Source organism: Membranihabitans marinus (genome assembly GCF_021729155.1).
Taxonomy (GTDB): Bacteria; Bacteroidota; Bacteroidia; order Chitinophagales; family Saprospiraceae; genus Membranihabitans; species Membranihabitans marinus.
In genome coordinates this window covers 1-17,734 of the sequence record NZ_JAJQYA010000021.1, presented here as the reverse complement: position 1 = coordinate 17,734, position 17,734 = coordinate 1, and the positions used below count along the sequence as shown (strand labels likewise).

General features: G+C 39.8%; 11 protein-coding genes. All 11 read left to right on the top strand.

Annotated elements, in window-relative coordinates:
• The first annotated feature begins 6 nt into the window (after positions 1–6).
• Positions 7–2,337, top strand: coding sequence for a hypothetical protein (locus LVD51_RS13055; RefSeq protein ID WP_236971825.1), 2,331 nt, complete (start codon positions 7–9; stop codon positions 2,335–2,337).
• 12 nt (positions 2,338–2,349) lie between these two features.
• Positions 2,350–4,512, top strand: coding sequence for a hypothetical protein (locus LVD51_RS13050; RefSeq protein ID WP_236971824.1), 2,163 nt, complete (start codon positions 2,350–2,352; stop codon positions 4,510–4,512).
• Between the two features lie 11 nt (positions 4,513–4,523).
• Complete coding sequence (locus tag LVD51_RS13045; RefSeq protein WP_236971823.1) at positions 4,524–5,627, top strand: acyltransferase family protein; 1,104 nt, start codon at positions 4,524–4,526, stop codon at positions 5,625–5,627.
• 9 nt (positions 5,628–5,636) lie between these two features.
• Positions 5,637–7,280 (top strand): alkaline phosphatase PafA, encoded by a 1,644-nt coding sequence (gene pafA / locus LVD51_RS13040; protein WP_236971822.1) that lies wholly within the window; start codon positions 5,637–5,639, stop codon positions 7,278–7,280.
• A 222-nt stretch (positions 7,281–7,502) separates the two neighbouring features.
• Positions 7,503–9,497, top strand: a complete 1,995-nt coding sequence (locus LVD51_RS13035) for an FG-GAP repeat domain-containing protein (protein WP_236971821.1) — start codon at positions 7,503–7,505, stop codon at positions 9,495–9,497.
• Positions 9,498–9,506: 9 nt separating this feature from the next.
• The gene (locus LVD51_RS13030; RefSeq protein WP_236971820.1) at positions 9,507–10,586 is read left to right on the top strand and encodes a polysaccharide deacetylase family protein; all 1,080 of its coding nucleotides are present in this window, start codon (positions 9,507–9,509) and stop codon (positions 10,584–10,586) included.
• A gap of 7 nt (positions 10,587–10,593) precedes the next feature.
• Positions 10,594–11,727, top strand: a complete 1,134-nt coding sequence (locus LVD51_RS13025) for a sialidase family protein (RefSeq protein ID WP_236971819.1) — start codon at positions 10,594–10,596, stop codon at positions 11,725–11,727.
• A gap of 1 nt (position 11,728) precedes the next feature.
• Positions 11,729–13,039 (top strand): hypothetical protein, encoded by a 1,311-nt coding sequence (locus tag LVD51_RS13020; protein WP_236971818.1) that lies wholly within the window; start codon positions 11,729–11,731, stop codon positions 13,037–13,039.
• 5 nt (positions 13,040–13,044) lie between these two features.
• A complete protein-coding gene (locus LVD51_RS13015) occupies positions 13,045–14,292 on the top strand; it encodes a purple acid phosphatase family protein (protein ID WP_236971817.1) in 1,248 nt (415 codons plus the stop codon).
• Positions 14,293–14,342: 50 nt separating this feature from the next.
• Positions 14,343–16,250 (top strand): metallophosphoesterase, encoded by a 1,908-nt coding sequence (locus LVD51_RS13010; protein ID WP_236971816.1) that lies wholly within the window; start codon positions 14,343–14,345, stop codon positions 16,248–16,250.
• Between the two features lie 2 nt (positions 16,251–16,252).
• Complete coding sequence (locus LVD51_RS13005; RefSeq protein WP_236971815.1) at positions 16,253–17,086, top strand: glycerophosphodiester phosphodiesterase family protein; 834 nt, start codon at positions 16,253–16,255, stop codon at positions 17,084–17,086.
• Positions 17,087–17,734 lie beyond the last annotated feature (648 nt).

Below are 17,734 nucleotides of genomic sequence, written 5' to 3'. Positions count from 1 at the left end.
CTAATCTTGAGAAAAATTTTATTATTTCTTGCCTTTCTGTGTTTTGTGAATATAACCTTTGCTCAGCAATCCACAGTTCTAAAGTCGATTTATCAAACCACTCCGGTATTTAATGAAATGAAAAATACTGGTATTGATTTTCTACAGGAAGAATTGTTCATTCGCGGTGTAGATAGTTTGAACCTTGTATCCAAAGCTGATGCTGCTGATCTGTTAATCGTCGATGCAAATTTTAAAGATTGGCCTAAGGGAATGAAACCTCTATTGACCAAATATCCATTGCCTGGTAAGGCCGATAGTTATCGGGTATTGTCTCACGATGGTCAAGTATATATTCAGGGTAGGGATTTTAGAGGGACTTTGTTTGGGATAGGTTTCTTTTTAAGAAAGGTGAATTTTACCCAAGGCTTGGAATGGAAAGGTCATTCGACTTCAGTACAGCCATACAAGGATATCAGAGGTCATCAGTTGGGATATCGAAATACCGCCAATTCTTATGATGCTTGGACGGTTGACGAATATGAACAATACATTAAAGACCTTATTGTATTTGGTTCTAATGCTGTAGAGATCATTCCTTTTCACGAAGATAGCCCTATTCATTTTACCCTGTCCAATTGGGATATGAATATTGAAATTAGTAAAATATGTAACAAATACAATCTCGATTATTGGATGTGGGCACCGATTCAGTTTGACTTGAATGACGGGGAAAAGAGCGAAGCTTATTTGCAAAAAGCGGATTCTTTCTATAGAGAATTGCCGAGATTAGATGCCATATTTGTACCTGGAGGAGACCCTGGCAGCAATCCACCAGAATTGGTATTGCCAATGATGAAAAAAATGGCAGATCTTGCTCAAAAGTACCATCCTCATGCCAAATTATGGTTGTCAATGCAGGGATTCAAGCCCGAAGAGACTCAATATGTATATGATTTCTTAGACGAAGATCATACGGCTTGGATGGATGGTTTGGTCGCAGGGCCGAGTAGCCCCCCTATGTCGGAAACCAGAGCTGCCATTGCTTCGGAGTATAAATTGAGACACTATCCCGATATTACCCATACGGTGAGATGTCAATACCCTAACTGGTGGTGGGATCCCGTCTTTAATTTCACCTTGGGGCGTGAACCGGTGAATCCCCAACCTTTGCGATATCAAAACATATTCTTACACACCGCTGATTATACCGATGGATTTATCACTTATTCCGATGGTATGCACGACGACTTAAACAAGATGATTTGGTCTGGATTGGGCATGGAAAGAGAGAGTGATATATTGGAACTGGTCAGAGATTATGCCAATTACTTTATCGATTCACAGCAATCCGATGATATTGCCGATGCTCTGATGGCCTTGGAGACGAATTGGGACGGAGCGGCCAAGTACAATGGAAGTATTAATTCAACTTTGGCCTTGTTTGAAGCCATCAATGAAAGGGGGCAATTGGATGAAGTATGGGAAGCTTGGCGATGGAAGATGTACTTGATGCGCGCCTATTACGATGCCTTTCAACGCAAGCGATTTATATATGAAGAAAAATTGGAAGGGCAAGCCAATGAGGTGATGATGAAGAGTGGTACATTGTCATCTGAGGTCGTAATAGATTCTGTGTATCACATATTGGAGAAGTCTAAAAAGAAATTTAAAAAAGATCCATGGCGAAATAAAATTTATCACTTAGGCGACGATTTGTTTGAAGTCATTGGCTACCAACCTAGTGTGCCATTGTATCAAGCTCGAAATCCAGAGCGTAGTGGAGTGATTGAGTTTATTGATCGTCCGTTGAATAACAAATGGTGGATAGAAGATGAATTTGAGAAAATGGCTGAATGGAAGGAAGCCGATAAAATAGCGCGATTAAAAACCATAGGTAGCTGGGAGAACCCCGGTCCTGGTAGTTTTTATGACGATATAGGGAATATATATAAAAGCAATCATGTCGTAAAGATTACAGCACCGCAAAACGATGCTTTGTTAGAGTTAAGTGAAAATCCAGGATTTGACTGGTGGGAATCTGGCTATAGCAAGGCTCGATTGGCATGGATGATTAATATGAATTGGCCTAAGGCCATGAAATATGGTGGATTGGATATCAATGCCCAGTATTCTATTAGGATGACAGGGGTAGGACAAATCCAGACCATTGCAGATGGTGAAGAGTTGAAATTTATAGAGGAGCGAATTAAGACCGGTGAAGTTGTTGAAATTTCTGTTCCCAAAAAATTGACGGCCGATGGCAAACTTACAATAACATGGAAGGAATTGGAGGAAAGTCATTTAAACTGGAGGTATCAATCTAGGTTAAATGAAGTTTGGTTGATTAAAAATTAAAAACAGAAGATTATGTTGAAATTGAAAAGTTTAATGTTCGGTATGTTGATGTTTTGTGTCTCGGTGGCGATGGCACAAAGTTTCAAAGATCTACCTTACTTACAACCTATTTCAAAAAAGTATGGGCTTAAATTGGCCGATTCCGAATTGAAGATCAGTAAGATTGTAAGTGATAGAGATCGCAATGTATTTGCATTGACCAATAAAGGGGTATATATAATACTCGAAGATCTGTTGGTCAAGGATAGGCGGTATAGTCCATTGGAAAATCTTATCCCCCAAGATATAACGGTTCAGAGTGGTACTGGTATTTTGTATTATCTCTACGATGATCATTATTTGTCCAATGCTCATGCGGGGACAATATATCAAAAATTAGATGCCAATGTGTATGAACAAATGGCGGTATCGGAGAGTGGTAAAGTACTTTTGACTGGAGGAAAACAGTTTGCTATGTTTACTGCTGACGGTTCTACCGTAGGCAGAGAGGCCGAAAAAATTATTGATATTCTCGCTGAAGGCGATGACTTTTATATCCATACAGAATATGGAATATCCAAATACAAAGATGGTCGTTTTGAACCATTGGTGAGCAGTGATGATATTCTTAGTTGGACGGTAGGAGATGGACAGCTATACGTAGGATCTAGCCAAGGTATTTATTCGGTAGGTGTGGAATCGGGTGATGAAGTACAGGCCCTAACCGGTAAATTACCTGTAGTCGAAGTACATTCTATGACCTATGCCCAAGGTGTATTATGGGCTGGAACAGATATGGGAATGTTTTCCACTACTGATTTAAAGGAATTTGACTATTATGCCTCCAAGCGATGGTTGGTCGAAGATAAAGTGGCAGATCTTTGTGTAGACAGAGATGGCAATGCCTATGCCTTGACTGGAAATTCTATATCTGAGGTTTATTTCAAATCGATGACATTGGAAGAGAAAGCTGAATATTTTTATAAAAAAATAAGAAAGAGACATCTTCGTATGGGGTTAATCGGAGAAGTAAAGTTTTCAACTCCGGGAGACATAACCACGGCGCAGATGGTGGATACGGACAACGATGGCTTGTGGACGGCCTTTTATTTGGGAAGTGAAGTATTTCGATATGCTACCACGCGTTCCCCTGAGGCCAAAAAGAATGCCATGGAATCATTCGAGTCTTTTGAGCGATTGCTTTCTATCAATCCATTAAAGGGTTTCCCTTCTAGAACTTTTGAACGCAAGGGATTTAAAGTGTCTGATCCCGAAAGATGGAGAGATAGTCAAGAAGAAGAGTGGGAGTGGAAAGGTCATACGAGTAGTGATGAGTTTGTCGCTTACATCTGGGTAGCAGGGATATTGGATAAGCATTTAGATCTCAATCTAAGTGAAAAGAAAAGAGTGGCCGATTTTATTGATCAGATAATGAGTCATATTATCGACAATGATTACTATTTTGTAGATGCCGATGGCAAGCCCACCTTGTGGGGACGATGGAATCCAGAATATTTAAACTGGTATCCAGAATCTGTTGTCGATCGCAAACTGGGTAGTATTACCATAACTGCAGGTTTGCAATTGGCCTATGCATTGACAGGTGATGAAAAATACAAATCGGAGGCTTTTAGATTGTTTGAGGAACACGGGTATTTGGACAACATAAAAATTCCATTGTCCAAGATAGCTTCTACTCCAGGCTATGTATATGCAGGTCATAATATGGGCGAAGGTGGATGGAATCATTCAGACGATGAAATGGCATTTCCATCCTACTGGATATTGTACCACTACGCTTTCAATCAAGAATTACAAGATAATTATTCCGAAGTGATTACCGACCACTTCACCATCGAAAAACCAGAGCGCAATGCATTGTGGAGTACTATAGCATATGGAACTACTGGAGATGTTGACTTGCCTTCGGTAAAATGGCATTTAAGGGAATTTCAAATGGATATGGTGAGATGGCGGATAAACAATTCACATCGAAAGGATTTAGAGCTTCTTCCCGACAATTTTAGGGAGCAAACGACTGAGACCTTACTATCACCAGCAGAGCGAGCAACCATTAGGCACAATGCCAATCCATTTGATTTGGATGGTGGCAATGGAGGCCGAAGTGAATTGGCCGGAGATGAGTATTTACTGCCTTATTGGATGGCGCGTTATTTAAATCTTATTCAACCTTAAACCCCATTATCATGAGTGAAAATAAAACATCAAAGCGGTTAATCTCTCTCGACTTTTTCAGAGGATTGACTATAGCAGGCATGATAGTCGTCAACACTTCTGGGTCCGACGAATATGTGTACGGGCCATTGGAACATGCTGCGTGGAATGGCATCACTCCTACTGATTTTGTCTTTCCATTTTTCGTTTTTATCGTAGGTGTGTCTATTGTTTTGGCTTTTTCTAACCAATTGGCCAAAGGCAAGCAGATCAAGGATATGGTACCCAAATTAATCAGACGATCCATTACCATCTTTTTGTTGGGGGTGTTTTTAAATTTGTTTCCTGAATTTGATTTTGGTTCCGTGAGGATTGCTGGTGTACTGCAGCGAATTGCCATTGTATTTCTAGCATGTTCACTACTGTATCTATACACTTCAGAGAAAACACAGTGGAAGGTAGGTATCGGACTGTTGGTCGTCTATTATCTAATCATGGTTTTGGTCCCTCATCCCGCTTATGGAGAGGTGTTGTTGGAACCAGGTAAAAATATTGCCGCGTGGATTGACAGTATCCTTATGCCGGGATCGATGTATCAAGGGACATGGGATCCTGAAGGTATTTTGAGTACTTTGCCCGCTATTGGAACAGGGGTGACAGGGCTTCTTATTGGTCATTTATTAAAGAGTGATAGAAGTCAACAAGACAAAGTTATTTGGATGATGTTGGGTGGTTTTATCGCCTTTACTTTAGGGAGTATTTGGAATTGGTTTTTTCCGATTAATAAAAATTTATGGACGAGTTCCTATGTTTTGTATACATCGGGTTTGGCGGCCATGACTTTGGGAGCTTCTTATTATATCATCGATATGTTGGGTAAACGACAATTTACCTTCTTTGGAATTGTATTTGGTTCCAATGCCATTACTGCTTATGTATTGTCTGGTGTATTGCCAGTGTTAACTCATACTTCCATCTTTGGTGGTGAAAGCATGAGGTCTCTGTTTATGAGTGGATTAACAGGTATTGGTCTTGACGTGTATTTTGTTTCACTTCTATGGGCGTTAATGTTTTGTTTTTTATGTTACATCCCCATTTATTATCTCTATAAAAACAAGATCTTTATAAAAATATAAATAATGAAAATGAAAACTTTATACACAGCTCTATTATTGATTTTTATAGCCTTTATTCAACCATCGAAAACCGAGGCTCAGCAGGTGAATCCTGAAGCGTCGAAGCCTAAACTTATTGTAGGGGTAGTCGTGGATCAAATGAGATGGGATTTCTTATATAGGTATCAAGATCGATATGTTGACGGAGGATTTAAAAGAATGTTACGGGAGGGATTTACCTGTGAAAATGCGCAGATCGATTATGCCCAAACAGTAACTGCATGTGGACATACTTGTGTATATACTGGTAGCGTGCCAGCTATTCACGGTATTGCGGGAAATGATTGGTATGACGATGTACTCAAACGCACGGTTTATTGTGCAGAGGACACCGTTGCTCAAACCATTGGTGGTGGTAAGAGCAGTGGATACTCTAGATCTCCTGTAAATCTTTGGACGACAACCATTGGAGATGAGTTGAAATTGGCCAATAATTTTAGAAGTAAAGTAGTTGGTGTTTCTTTTAAGGATCGCGGTGCGATTTTCCCTTCAGGGCATCTTTCTGACGGAGCTTACTGGTTTGATAATGGTTCTGGTAATTTTGTTTCAAGTACTTATTATTTTGAAAACTTGCCTAAGTGGGTTCAAGATTTTAATAATAGGAGGTTAGCGGATAAATATTTAAATCAAACGTGGAATACTTTATATCCCATCGATACTTACGTACAAAGTGCGAAAGACAACAACGATTATGAGAATATCTTAGGAGGAAAAGAAGCTCCAGTATTCCCTTATGATTTGTCAAAATTGAGAGGAGATAGCTATGGTCTTTTGAAAAATGTACCCTTTGGAAATTCCATTACCTTTGATATTGCTAAAGCAGCGATTGAGGGTGAAAATCTGGGACAAGGTGAATTCACCGATATGTTGACCGTTAGTTTTTCTACCCCTGATGGATTGGGTCATACTGTTGGGCCAAATGCCATCGAAATAGAAGATACTTACTTGCGAATGGATAAAGAATTTGCTGAGTTTTTTGCGTATTTAGATGAAAAATATGGCAGAGATGGTTATTTATTCTTTATTACCGCAGATCACGGTGTTGCACAATCTCCAGGATTTTTAGAAGAAAATAAATTGCCTACGGGTACTTTTGACAAGGAGTTTATCAAAGAGCTTAATAAAGCAGTAAGTGATAAATTCAATATCGATAAAGTAATTGAGGCAAGTGCTGGTTACCACCTATATTTGGATTGGGACAAAGTGTTTAAATCTGGTGCTGATGTAGATAAATTGTATGACTTTATGATTTATAAATTGCGTCAACATCCCGGTATTGTGGATGCTTTGGTCAATGATAAATTAGGGGAAGCAGCTGTACCTGAAATTTTAAAATCAAAATTAGTTAATGGTTACAATGTTAAGCGCAATGGTGATATTACATTAATCTTTATGCCTCAGTGGAAAGGCGGCAGTAGAAATGGAGCTACTCACGGAGCATGGTATCCTTATGATGCACACATTCCTTTGGTATGGATGGGGTGGAATATTGAACATGGTCAGACCAGTCGACAAGTGGGCATGGCTGACATTGCACCGACATTGGCTGCGATGTTGAAAATTCAGATGCCTAGTGGCAACATAGGACATCCCATTAAGGAGATAGTCGACTAAATAGATATTAATTATTACTTTTTACCCTAAACACTTACTGCGATGCCAATATACTATTGGTTATGGCAAGAATAAGTAAAAGGAAATAGTGAGATTTTAACCATTTTTAAGGATTATATCCGCCTGAATATCATCTATTATTGCAATTGTGAAATGCAGAATGATAATAATTGATGTGGGCGGACATGATCCTTTTTTATTTGAATCTATACTATCTTGACTATGAATATGAAATACAATCTGTTTTTTTTTGCACTGATATATTTGGCTTCCTATAGTTGTACTTCAACAGAAGAACCAGCGGCTGAACAAGTGAATACTTTTGGCAGCAAAGGAGACCTAAAGACTATATTATACAACAATGATGAGGTGACTGCCGATCTTGGTGTGGGGTTATGGGCTTGGCCATTGCCCATGGATTATGATGATGATGGCGATATCGATATGGTGGTATCTTGTCCCGATACTCCTTTTAAGGGGACTTACCTTTTTGAAAATACCAGCCCAGATGAAGAATATCCCGTATTTGAACCACCTGTAAGGATAGGTAACGGGAGTAAAAATATTCAGGTTTCTTATGTAGATGGACAACCCAGGGTCATGTTGCCCGGAGTGGAAATCGTTAATTTTAAAACCGATAATTGGGAAAAGAAAGAAATCTTTTCCATGGATCGCATTCACGGTGAATTGCCTAAGAAGCCTCGTTTTGATCAATGTACTTATGTGGATTATGATGGTGATGGTGATGCCGATATTATTATTGGTGTTGACAATTGGTTTGATTATGGTTGGGACAATGCCTACAACGATGAAGGTGTCTGGACCAATGGACCTTTGCACGGTTATGTGTACTGGATGGAGAACGTAGATGGATCTTATGTTCACAAAGGAAGAATCCAAGTCGAGGGCAAAGATTTGGATGTTTATGGAGCGCCATCACCCAGTTTTGCTGACTTTGACGGTGATGGGGATTTAGACTTAATCTGTGGAGAATTTGTAGATAAGTTTACTTATTTTGAAAATATAGGCAGCCGTAATAATCCGGTTTATAAAAAAGGTCAATATCTAAAAAACAAGGGCGGCATTATCCATATGGATTTGGAAATGATATTGCCAGTTGCCTTAGATTGGAACAAAGATGGCCATGTGGACCTCATTGTAGGTGACGAAGATGGTCGTGTGGCATATGTAAAACACAGTGGTCAATTTGAAGATGGAATGCCGATATTTGAAGATCCTTACTATTTCCAACAGAAGTCTGATTTATTGAAATTTGGCGCTTTGGTCACTCCAGTCAGTGTGGATTGGGATGGCGACGGCGACGAAGACATTATTGCTGGTAATTCTGCTGGGTATATTTCCTTTATAGAAAATCTAGATGGTCAATATCCACCAAAGTGGGCCAATCCAAAACGTTTGGAAGCCGGAGATGAAATTTTGCGTATTCAGGCTGGAGACAATGGATCTATTCAAGGGCCCTGCGAAGCCAAATGGGGGTATACTACTCTTTCTGTAGCCGACTGGGATATGGATGGATTGTTGGATTTAGTGGTCAATTCTATTTGGGGAAAAATCCTTTGGTATAAAAATATTGGCAGTGCTACTGCGCCTAAATTGGCAGCGGCTCAACCTGTTAAGGTGGATTGGGGTGATTCTGAACCTCAATTAGTAGATTGGAATTGGTGGACACCGGGACCCAATGAATTATCCACTCAATGGCGAACAACCCCTTATGCAATCGATTGGAATGAAGATGGTATGACGGATTTGATTATGTTGGATCACGAGGGCTACCTCAGTTATTTTGAAAGATTTAAAAAAGGAGATCAATATATGTTGGCTCCTGGACAGCGCATTTTTTATGCTAATGATATCTCTAAGTACGATTCCAAAAATAGAGTGCGGGATAGTATTCCTGGTCTTTTGCAATTGAATGTTAGAGAACATGGAGGAAGTGGACGAGTTAAACTAATGGTTGTGGATTATGATGGAGATGGAGCAAAAGATCTATTGGTGAATAGTGAAAATGTTAATTTCTTGAAGAATATCAAAACTGAAAATGGCAAGGTCTATTTCGAAAACATGGGGCCACTTTCCGATACCAAATTAGCCGGTCATACAACCAGTCCAACTACGGTAGATTGGAATAAGGATGGACGTCTGGATTTGTTAATCGGTGCTGAAGATGGTCATTTTTATTACAAGGAGAACAAATAAGTAAATACGATGATAAACAATGTAATCAATTCTATAATACCACAGCGAATGCTGGCTTTTTTGATATGTACCATCTGGGGGGGTATAGCCATAGGTCAAGAGACTTATGCTGAAAAATTGGGCTATCCAAAAGATGCCAAAGTAATTATACTTCACGTAGACGATGCGGGAATGTCATGGGATAGCAACGAAGGGACGATCAATGCTGTGGACCATGGAGTGGCCAGTTCATTTAGTGTGATGATGCCCTGTCCTTGGGTGCCAGCTATTGTAAAATATATCAAGGCCAATCCGACAGTGGATGCTGGACTCCATTTAACGCTTACATCGGAATGGAAAAACTATCGATGGGGACCACTCATGGGCAAGCCCTCAGTGCCTGGGTTGGTAGATGAAGAAGGTGCCATGTGGCGAAATGTAGAGCAAGTCATCCAACACAGCTCGGGTGATGAAGTAGAAGCAGAAATTAGAGCACAAATAGATCGTGCCCTGACTATGGGCTTCAAGCCCACTCACCTCGATTCACATATGGGAACATTGTTTGCCGATGAAGAATTTCTTAAGCGCTATATTAAAATAGGGGCTGAATACCAGATTCCAATTATGTTTCCAGGAGGACATAATTCCATTTTGAAAGAGGAATATCGATTGCGCGCCAAGGGTGAATTGATTAAAAGTGGAAAATGGAAGGAAGGTATGGATGTACCAGTGCCCGAAGTAGTAAACAAAGCACCATTGGTTGGGGCACAAGTATGGTCTTTGGGGTTGCCAGTGATGGACGATTTACATAATATGAGTTATGGTTGGGATTTTCCAAAGGACATGGAAAGAACTGAGGCGAATATTCAATCATTTTATACAGATAAATTTATTGCGACATTTGAATTGTTACAACCGGGATTGACCATGGTCTTGATGCATTGTACTGATCCATCAGAAATTTTTGGTGAAATCTCAGCTTCTGGAGTGCGAAGACAAGGGGATATGTTGGCTATGATGGATGAAAAATTAAGATCTTATCTCGAATCAGAGGGTATAATTGTCACCACCTATCGTGACGTAATGGAAAGGCGAAAAAAAGTAAAATAAATATATTATGAAAAGGGAAACACCATCTAATTTAAAAACTATGAAGCGAAACCTATTGTATTATTGTATGATATTGTTGGTCTTCTTTGGCTGTCAAAGCAATACCGAAAGTCAACAATCTAAAGAGGAAGAGGAGGTAACTGAAGTTGTGGTTGGACCAGAAAAAGATTTTGTTTTCGAACAAAATAAGTCTTTTGCGCAGTGTCATGCTTCTACCCTTGCTCGTATGGATAATGGTCAATATATTGTTTCTTGGTTTGGAGGAACGGAGGAAAAGAATGACGATGTGGGAATTTGGATTTCCATCGGAGAGCCCGGACAGTGGTCTGATCCCTTGGAGGTAATGAAGATTAGAGAAGATCCCCATTGGAATCCTGTATTGTTTACCAAACCCGATGGAAGTATTATTTTGTATTTTAAAGTGGGTAAGGAAATTCCAACTTGGGAGACTTGGTATACTGTGAGCAAAGATCATGGTAAAACTTGGTCGGAAGCGAAGGAATTGGTACCTGGTGATCGCGGAGGGCGAGGTCCTGTAAAAAATAAAATTATTGTTTTGTCAAATGGCGATTGGTTGGCTCCTGCCTCACATGAGGAAGGTCAATGGGATTCTTTTGTCGATATTAGCAAGGACGAAGGTGAAACTTGGACCATGACACCATACATTGAAATGGATAGAGAAATATTCAAATGGAAAGGATCAATTCAGCCTACTTTATGGGAATCTTCACCTGGGCAAGTACATATGTTGGTTCGTACTGGTGATGGTGTAATAGGTCGTGCAGACTCTAAAGATTATGGCGCTACTTGGACGCCGATTTATAAAACGGATTTGCCTAATCCCAATAGTGGTATCGATTTGGTGAAAGTAGAAGATGGACGATTGGTGTTGTTGTACAATCCCGATGACAAAAACTGGGGCGATAGAGCTCCATTGACAATGGCGGTTTCTGAAGACAATGGAAAAACATGGCCACATAAATGGAATATTGAGACTGGTGTTCCCGATGATGAATTTTCTTATCCTTCCATCGTCGCATGGGGAAACAATGTAGCGGCAGTATATACCTGGCAGCGTGAAAAAGTGGCTTTTTGGCATGGATCTGTAGATGATATTATAGAAGCTTCAAAATCTAATTAAATTGAAAACATCGAAAGGCAAATGGACGGCGATATTGATCGTGATGATGACTTTGGGCACTGCATGGGCAATCAGAGGACGATTTGGTCACGAATACGGTGCAGCTTGGGCTGGAGCCATTGGTGTTTTGAGTTTAGTCCTTGCATCTGGTCGTAAGGATTGGATTAGAAATTGGCCAGTCATCATGGCCATCGGAGCCATTGGTTGGGGAATGACGGGCATGATTAGTTATGGCAGAGTCATTGGATATGGCCGAGGGATAGACTTGCTCAATGTGAGTTTTGGATTATATGGCCTCCTCGTCATTGGAGGATTGTTTGGATTTTTAGGTGGAGGATTTACCGGCCTTATTTTGGAAACTTCAAAGGATAAAAAGCCTAATTGGGCGGAGTTAATTACCCAAATGGTGGCCGGTGCTATTATATCTTGGGGGGCGTTAATATATCAATTTGAATTGTTGATGACACCGCCAAGATCAGAACTATGGGCAGCCTGTCTTGGTGCTGCTGTGGCATTGGCTTGGTATATGAGACGCAATGGTTATACCAATGCTTTATTTGTAGCTCTATACGGTATGGCTGGGGCTGGATTTGGATTTGCCTTTGGGAATTTTATTCAAACCATGGGCCATGTAAGTGGAATCTCTTTTAATTGGTGGAATGTTATGGAATATTCCATTGGATTCTGCGGTGGATTGGGTATGGCATATGCAGTGTATAGCCGGTCATGGCCAGAAATGCCATTGGCCTCGCGAATGGCTCATCAATGGTCAGGGGTATTGGTCTTTTTGTTTATACCTTTTTTGGTAATAGTCAATACTTTTCACTGGAAAAAGATGGCAGAAATGGCAGAGCGATTGTCTATGACAGATGTACTGTCTTATGTACAGTCGCAGTGGATTCAGGTCGCAGTATTATGTCTTATTGCCTTAGTAGTCATCGGACTACAGTTTAGAAAGACGACGACTGATAAAGTGAGTTATCTTTCGGCCTATTGGGCATTTGCGGCATTTTGGTTGTGGTATTTTTTCTTGAGGACGATATCGTCAGGCACTCTTTACGCCTATAAATTTACTTCTGACGATTTGGCAATCCCCAATTTGATTGCAGTCTTATTTCTATTATATGCGGCAAGACCCAAAGAGGTATTTAATAAAATGGTTGAGGAAGCACAGCTTAATATTATATTAAAGCGGTTTTTAGCTGGGATTGTCATTACACTTTTTATTTTAGCCGTAATTTCCATCAATAGCCATGATGAGGTACCTGGTTTGAGAAAGAGATTTGGAAATGCGGTGGAACATACAGAATAATTATTATGCGTTTATATTTTTTCTTAATTACTATTTTATTTTGTGGATTGAATGGAACTCAGGCTTATGGCCAGAGCGATCAAAGTCCATCACGTATTATGCTCAATCCTTTGGAAGAAGGCCATACAGGTGTTTCCGTAACATGGCGGGTTCCTATGGCAGTGAATGAGGGAGTCATTCAATATGGACCGGCCATCCCAAATCCCGTTGTCGATCTTTCAATTTTTGAAAGTAAAGAAGCCGATATGCGTATTGATACTGTAGAGTATAACGGAGTAACCTTAATCACTAAAAATTTTCGAGTTAAAATTGACGGCTTGACTCCGGGGATAAAATATATGTATCGAGTGGGAAACCCCGAGGATGGATGGAGTGAATGGATTCAATTTGATCTGGCTGTTGATCATCCCGATTCAAGTTTTACCTTCATTTATTTGGGTGATCCCCAAAATGATTTACACAGTCAATGGTCGAGGGTGCTTAGACAAGCTTATGCCACCGTACCTCATGCAAAGTTCTTATTGTATGCCGGAGATTTGGTGAATAAGGGGTACAATGATGTAGAATGGGGTGATTGGTACAAAGCCGGTGGGTTTATCCATCGGACCGTCCCATCGATTATGACGCCAGGTAATCATGAATATACCAATGTTATTCTCTCTCCATTATGGCGAACTCACTTTACCTTGCCTGAAAATGGGCCTGAAGGTGAGGAGGCTTTATATGGTGCTTGCTATTATATCGATTACCCTTCGGTAAGAGTGATCTCCTTGGACGGTGAACAAATCGATGAAGATCCAGAACTGAGACTGGCACAGGTGGAATGGTTGGAAGCAGTGTTAGAGGAAACCAAACAGCCATGGACCATCCTTACTTTGCATTATCCATTTTATAGTACCAAACCCAATCGTGATAATCCCAAATTGAGAAAGGCTTTCAAGCCTATATTGGATAAATACAATGTGGATTTGGTTTTACAAGGCCACGATCACGGTTATGGTAGAGGAATGCTCGATGAGAAGGGGCCAGGTAATGAAGGTACGATGTATGTGGTCTCTGTAAGTGGTCCCAAAATGTATGATGTTGGGGACTTAGATTGGATGCAGAAAGGGGGAAGTAATCTTCAACTCTATCAAGTATTGACCACAGATAATGATGTATTACAATACCGAAGTTATACAGCTGATGGAAAGTTGTACGATGCGTTCGACTTACAGAAATCATCAGAGGGTAATATTTTAATAGAGAAATAGAATATTGCACTAGGTATTTTTAAATGATAACACTTTTATATTAATATAGAATGAAATTCCAAAAGCTGATTCTACTGTTTCTCCTTGTTTTTCCTTTTTTTTCTCATGGTCAGAAATTATCTGATAGTGAAGTTGGATTTTTAATAAAACCCTACCTCCAGTACGCCACTCAAACTGAGATAACAGTGATGTGGGAGACCAATTCGCCGAGCCAGTCCTTGGTAGAGTTTGGAGCTGCTAGGTATAATGTGGATGCGGCTGTATTGGATCGACGTCTAGAAAACAAGGATTTTACATTGTTGCACGAAGTGACTTTGCCTAATTTGGAAGTGGAGACTAATTATTTTTATCGAGTGACTTCGATTACTGAATTTGGAGACACCATTCGTACTGGGGTGTTGCCTTTTAAAACTGCGGTCAAAAAGGATTCTCCTTATGCTTTTACCGTATTTAGTGATTCGCAAAGCAATCCGGATATATGGGGTAAAGTGACGAAGCAAGCATTGAGAGATCGACCAGATTTTGCCGTTCACGGAGGGGACTTGGTTGGTTTGGGCTATCGAAAGGAAGAGTGGGTGCACGACTTTTTTGCCCCTTCGCATGGATTTATGAAACAAATCCCGATGTTTACCATTTTGGGTAATCACGAACACGATGCGGCTTATTATTATGAGTATTTTAAAAATCCTGAACCTGAGCATTTTTACCAATTTACCTATGGAAATGCAGAATTTTTCATGATTGATACCGATCAATATCAGGAGCCTGGTACGGTGATGTACCATTGGCTGGAGCATGCATTGGCTCGTTCTACTGCTAAGTGGAAATTCATTGTACACCATCACCCGCCGTATTCTACTGAGGAAAATGATTTTGGCGATACCAACTATGAAAAATCCACCCAAGGTGATGACGAATTGAAAATGTTGGTTCCTCTGTATGAAAAATATGGAGTGGATATTGTGTTTTATGGTCATATTCATATGTATGAAAGAACATGGCCACTGTTGGACAACAAGGTGGATGTGAAAAATGGCATTCACTATATCAATGTAGGAGGTTCAGGTGGACGATTAGAAGAAGCTTCTCCTACGCGATCATGGTTTACCAATAAGGTTCGAACCACCTTTCACTATGCCTATGTCGCCGTCAATGACGAGACCCTTCAATACCAAGCCATCGATGAAAATGGTTTGTTATTTGATCAGTTTACTTTAGACAAAAGCAGAGATAAGACCCCATTTGCTCAATTACCTCCAGTAACACCTCGTCCGATTCGCGAAACGAGGATTTTTACGGATACCTTGCAAGTACAATTGAATACGGTAAATCCCGCCGATAATATTTATTATACTACCGATGGTTCAATACCCAGTGCTCAGAATGGGAAAAGAGTCAACGGTAAGATTATTTTAAATAAAACCACCCAATTAAAAGCCATTGCCATCAATGATAACGGACAGAGTCCCATGGCTGATTTAAGCTTTGAAAAAGTAAATTATCTGAAAGCAGAGAAAAAAACCAATGCTTTCGAAGCCGGATTAAGATATGATTATTACACCGGAAAAATGCAAGATGAGAAAAAACATATTTCCACTCAGTTAAAGCTGGACAAAGAAGGAGTAGTGAGGGGGTTGGATTTTGAAGAACTGCCCAATAAAGGCAAAGATTGGGGAGTATCTTATCAAGGATATATGGACATTCCCCAATCGGGATATTATAGATTCTATGGGCACGGATACCATATATTCCGCTTTTACCTTCACGATGAATTAAAGATGGAGGAGTATAATCGCGAAGTGGATGTGACTACGGAAGTCTATCTCGAAAAAGGCTTGCATCCTTTTGAGTTGGAATATCAAACCCATCGATATTACCAGTATATCAGATGGGATTATAAGGGGCCGAACGGGGAAAGACATCCGGTGTCCGATTTGAAATTTTACTATAAAAAATAATTATGAGATCATTTAGATTAGTGAATGGCCTGTTCTTAGGTCTAATTGCGGCATTTGTTTTAGGTTGTTCAACACCTAAATTGGCTTATAACGACTTCGCTCAAGATGAAATCTTGGTGGCTGCGCACAGAGGTTATCACGTCCATGTACCTGAGAATTCAATTGCATGTATCGACGAAGCCATTGTGAATGGGATTGATATAGTGGAAATAGATATTCGGATTAGCGCCGATGGTATTCCGGTATTGATGCACGATAGCAAAGTAGATCGCACTACGAATTCCAAAGGGGAATTGTCTTCTTTTACCTTGGCTCAACTAAAGGCCATGAGATTGTTGCACAAAGGTCAGGAAACAGAGCATACTGTGCCGACGTTGGCAGAGGCATTGACATTTGGGAAAAATAAAGTCTTGTTTGATCTCGATATTAAGACGGAGCAAATAGAGAAAATTATTAAAGTGATTGAGGAGACGAAAACCGGGAATAGTGTTTTCTTTTTTGACAGTGATTGGGAAGTGTTAGACAAAGTCTATGCCTTACATCCTGAATGGAAAATTATGCCTCGAGCTTACGACGACAAGATGGCCAAGGATGCGTATGAGAGATACAAGCCTTGGGCTGTCCATGTAGATCCTTCTTTTGCCAGTCCAGAATTGGCAGATTATTTACATGATCGAAACTGTCATGTATGGATCAATGCTTTGGGGGATGTAGATAGGGATTTAGCAAAGAAAAAGTATGGTTCATTTGAGAAATTGCTATTGACTAAATCCAATATTATTCAAACGGATTGGCCGGTATTGGTCAATGAATTGACGGAGAAAGTGAGTAATTAACTAGATCGAGGGAATAGGTTTATTTTTGCATCAGAATAACACATATTTACACAGATAGGGGTATATGCTTTCAATTTGTCGATTGGACAGTATCGCTTGGGAAGTTCTTAATCGTATTGACGAGTTTGATGCGACTATACACATTTGGATAGAAAAAAATGCTATCATTCCACCCCCTACCCCCCGCCAGCGGGGGACATAAGATATCTTGATATTTTATTTGAAATAAATAAGCGAAATAGCCTGTTCAACTTTTGCAATTTATTTTCCAGACAATTAAACAAACATTTGTGGATGTTTTAAATTTTTATTCGAATTCATTCATAGATCTAGAATTTTATTTTTTTATTCTAAATCGATAATGTCCCCCGCTGGCGGGGGTACCTGAAAGGTGGGGGTGGACGAATGAAAGTGACTCGTCCTAAAAAAAGCTTACTGTTTTAATTAATAATCCTGTATTAGATTGACTAGTTGATTTTAACCCTATTACTAATTTATAGATCGCTTATAATCAATAGAGATCTACTTTAAAAAAAACTTGGTTTTACAACTCTGCGTTTTTCAGCTTGGGAGGTAGTGTTCAGAAAAGTGTGTATTTATAGTTCTAGTGAATTCATGGTGCTAAAATAAAAATTTTTTAAAGTAACG

Bases quoted from the DNA above. Each gene is read 5' to 3' on its own strand.
- LVD51_RS13050 (WP_236971824.1), top strand. From the start codon at position 2,350: ATGTTGAAATTGAAAAGTTTAATGTTCGGTATGTTGATGTTTTGTGTC.
- LVD51_RS13045 (WP_236971823.1), top strand. From the start codon at position 4,524: ATGAGTGAAAATAAAACATCAAAGCGGTTAATCTCTCTCGACTTTTTC.
- pafA (WP_236971822.1), top strand. From the start codon at position 5,637: ATGAAAACTTTATACACAGCTCTATTATTGATTTTTATAGCCTTTATT.
- LVD51_RS13035 (WP_236971821.1), top strand. From the start codon at position 7,503: ATGAATATGAAATACAATCTGTTTTTTTTTGCACTGATATATTTGGCT.
- LVD51_RS13030 (WP_236971820.1), top strand. From the start codon at position 9,507: ATGATAAACAATGTAATCAATTCTATAATACCACAGCGAATGCTGGCT.
- LVD51_RS13025 (WP_236971819.1), top strand. From the start codon at position 10,594: ATGAAAAGGGAAACACCATCTAATTTAAAAACTATGAAGCGAAACCTA.
- LVD51_RS13015 (WP_236971817.1), top strand. From the start codon at position 13,045: ATGCGTTTATATTTTTTCTTAATTACTATTTTATTTTGTGGATTGAAT.
- LVD51_RS13010 (WP_236971816.1), top strand. From the start codon at position 14,343: ATGAAATTCCAAAAGCTGATTCTACTGTTTCTCCTTGTTTTTCCTTTT.
- LVD51_RS13005 (WP_236971815.1), top strand. From the start codon at position 16,253: ATGAGATCATTTAGATTAGTGAATGGCCTGTTCTTAGGTCTAATTGCG.